The organism is Bradyrhizobium sp. P2_E8, assembly GCF_056403875.1.
The window spans coordinates 1-2,639 of sequence record NZ_JBFUES010001004.1 but is presented as its reverse complement, the minus strand read 5'-3'; the positions used below and the strand labels follow the sequence as shown (position 1 = coordinate 2,639).

General features: G+C 65.2%; 3 protein-coding genes. 1 reads left to right on the top strand and 2 read right to left on the bottom strand.

Going from position 1 to position 2,639, the window contains the following annotated elements:
- Positions 1 to 100 precede the first annotated feature (100 nt).
- Complete coding sequence (locus AC1D00_RS35770) at positions 101 to 871, top strand: SDR family NAD(P)-dependent oxidoreductase (RefSeq protein ID WP_135173604.1); 771 nt, start codon at positions 101 to 103, stop codon at positions 869 to 871.
- 96 nt (positions 872 to 967) lie between these two features.
- Here AC1D00_RS35770 and AC1D00_RS35765 read toward each other — a convergent pair whose 3' ends face one another.
- Entirely contained in the window at positions 968 to 1,741 is a 774-nt protein-coding gene (locus tag AC1D00_RS35765; RefSeq protein ID WP_477013914.1) for an outer membrane protein, read from the bottom strand.
- 178 nt (positions 1,742 to 1,919) lie between these two features.
- Positions 1,920 to 2,639 (bottom strand): FAD-dependent monooxygenase (locus AC1D00_RS35760; RefSeq protein ID WP_477013913.1); only part of this gene is annotated, 720 nt, incomplete at its 5' end.

Below are 2,639 nucleotides of genomic sequence, written 5' to 3'. Positions count from 1 at the left end.
CAACCAGCTGCAATGGGCCGGCTATGGCGCAGCCATGGCCGGCTTCGGGCTGGTCCTGATCTGGCAAAGCAACCAATAGAAGAAATCAGGAAGTGAAAGCATGACATCCAGCCGGTTCGATCTGCGCGGCAAGGTCGCGATCGTCACAGGAGGCAATGGCGGCATCGGGCTCGGCCTGGCGCGCGGGCTCGCCGATGCCGGCGCCAATATCGCCGTTGTCGGACGCAACGAAACCAAGTCGGCCGCTGCAATCGCCGATCTCGGACAGCGCGGCGTGAAGGCGATCGCCGTCACCACCGACGTGACCGACCAGGCGGCGGTCGCAGCCATGATCGACCGCGTCGTCAAGGAGTTCGGCCGCATCGACATCCTCATCAACAATGCCGGCATGAGCATCCGCAAGCCGCCGCACGAGCTCGAGCTCGACGAGTGGAACAAGGTGATCGACACCAACCTCACCAGCGCCTTCGTGTGCTCGAAGCTGGCCTATCCGGCGCTGAAGGCGTCCGGCAACGGCAAGGTGATCAACATCGGCTCGATGATGTCGATCTTCGGCGCCAGCTTCGCGACGGCCTACGCGGCGAGCAAGGGCGGCATCGTGCAGTACACGCGCGCCTGCGCCAATGCCTGGGCGCCCGACAACATCCAGGTCAACGCCATCCTGCCCGGCTGGATCGACACCGACCTCACCCGCGGCGCGCGGCAGCAGGTGTCGGGACTGCACGAGCGAGTGCTGGCGCGCACGCCCGCGGGGCGCTGGGGCGACATCGACGACTTCGCCGGCATCGCGGTGTTCCTGTCCTCGCCCGCCTCGAACTTCGTCACGGGCACCGCGATCCCCGTCGACGGCGGATTCTCGGTCATGGCCTGAGACGCGCGCTCGCTGCACGCAAAAAAAGAAGCCCCGGCGATGCCGGGGCTTTGAATTTGTCGGTGATCGTCTTTTTGCTGCTTGGTCGTTCGTTGCTCAGTAGCGCGCGATGACCGGCGCGTCGAACTTGTAGCTCGCGCGCACGACGGCCCACTGGATGTCGCGCGGCTTGGCATCGAAGGTGTAGTTGCCCGAGGTGCCGCCGAGCTGATAGGTCTGGCTGCCGAAGGCCGCGTAGTTGTATTCGAGGCCGACGATCCAGTTGCGGGTGACGCCGTATTCCCAGCCGGCGCCGACGGTCCAGCCGTTGTGCCAATGGGTCTGACCGCCGGAGCCCGTGGACGGGTTCGCAACGTTGTCGACCACCGAGAGACGGTTGTTCACGCCGGCATAGCCGCCCTTGAAGTAGAACAGGTTGTTCTGCACGGCAAAGCCCGCACGACCGACGACGGTGGCGAGCACGTTGGCGCGCCAGCTGAATTGATCGTCGAGGCCGACACCAAACACGATGTTCGTGAACGAGCCCTTGTTGTCGAGGCCGGAGATCGTGCCTTCCATGCCGAACACGTAGTTGTTGGCCTGCCAGTTGTAGCCGATCTGGGCGCCGCCCATGACGCCCGAGTTGCGCTGACGGAAGCCTTGGCCCGGCGAAAGATCCGCGAACGGCGCACCGTTCCCGGTGTTGATGAACTGCTCGTTGGTCCATGCGCCACCGACGTGGCCGCCGACATAGAAACCGGTCCAGTTGAACAGCGGCTCGGCATAGGCCGGCGCCTTCGTGTAACGCGCACCGAGATCGGCGGCGGACGCAGCGCCGGTCGAAACCAGAGCGGTCGTGCAGGCGAAGGCGGCAATCAATTTATTACGCATGGTACACCCCGTGTCCTTTGATGGGCGCAAGCTCACACGCAGGTCTTACTCAAATTTGAACCAACAGAGTTAAGATGCCGGATTGTCAGGTTGCTGTCCGTGAATCCGTTTGCGCTGTTGCACGCCCGCAACGCGCCGCGCGCGATTTAACACGACGTTATCCCTACCGAATTGCGCGCTACGATGCCGGCGCGGCCTTCGACTGCACGTGCTCGGGCCGCACGCCGAGCGCGAGCAGGCGCGCCGGAATGCCCTGGAGCCATGGCAGCGCGGTGATCAGGCGCACGATCAGCGGCACCTTCAGTGGCCGGTCGCCGCCCTGCAGGGCGCCGCTGATGATGTTGTTCTGCACGGTCACCTGCATGGCTTGCGTCATCTTCACCGGGAACTCGCGCCGGCGGCGCACGGCGTCGAGCTCATCCTCGGACGGGCAGCCGTGCTGAAGCTTGTCCGCGAGCAGGTTGGCGGTCGCGACCGCATCCTGCACGGCGAGATTGACGCCGACGCCGCCGACCGGCGACATCGCATGCGCGGCGTCGCCAATGAGAAGCAGGCCCGGCCGCGTCCAGCGCGCCAGGCGGTTGATCGCGACGGTGAGCAGCTTGACGTCGTCGAAGCTCTTCACGTCGGCAATGCCGCTTCTGAGGATCGGCGCCATCCGCACGACGTCGTCGAGCAGCGCCTGCAGTCCCCTCGCCTTCACCGCATCGTGCTGCCCCTTGGCGATGACATAGGCGCATTGCCAGTAGTCGCCGCGGTCGAAGGTGATCATCATCTTGCCGGGCTCGACGCGCGCGAACACATTTTCCGTCTCGTCCGCCTTGCGGCCGGCGCGGAACCACAGCACGTCCATCGGTGCGCCGATTTCCTGGACCTCGAAACCGGCGCGCTCGCGCAC

Excerpts from the sequence above, each read along its gene's own strand:
- AC1D00_RS35770 (WP_135173604.1), top strand. The coding sequence starts at position 101 with ATGACATCCAGCCGGTTCGATCTGCGCGGCAAGGTCGCGATCGTCACA.
- AC1D00_RS35765 (WP_477013914.1), bottom strand. The coding sequence starts at position 1,741 with ATGCGTAATAAATTGATTGCCGCCTTCGCCTGCACGACCGCTCTGGTT.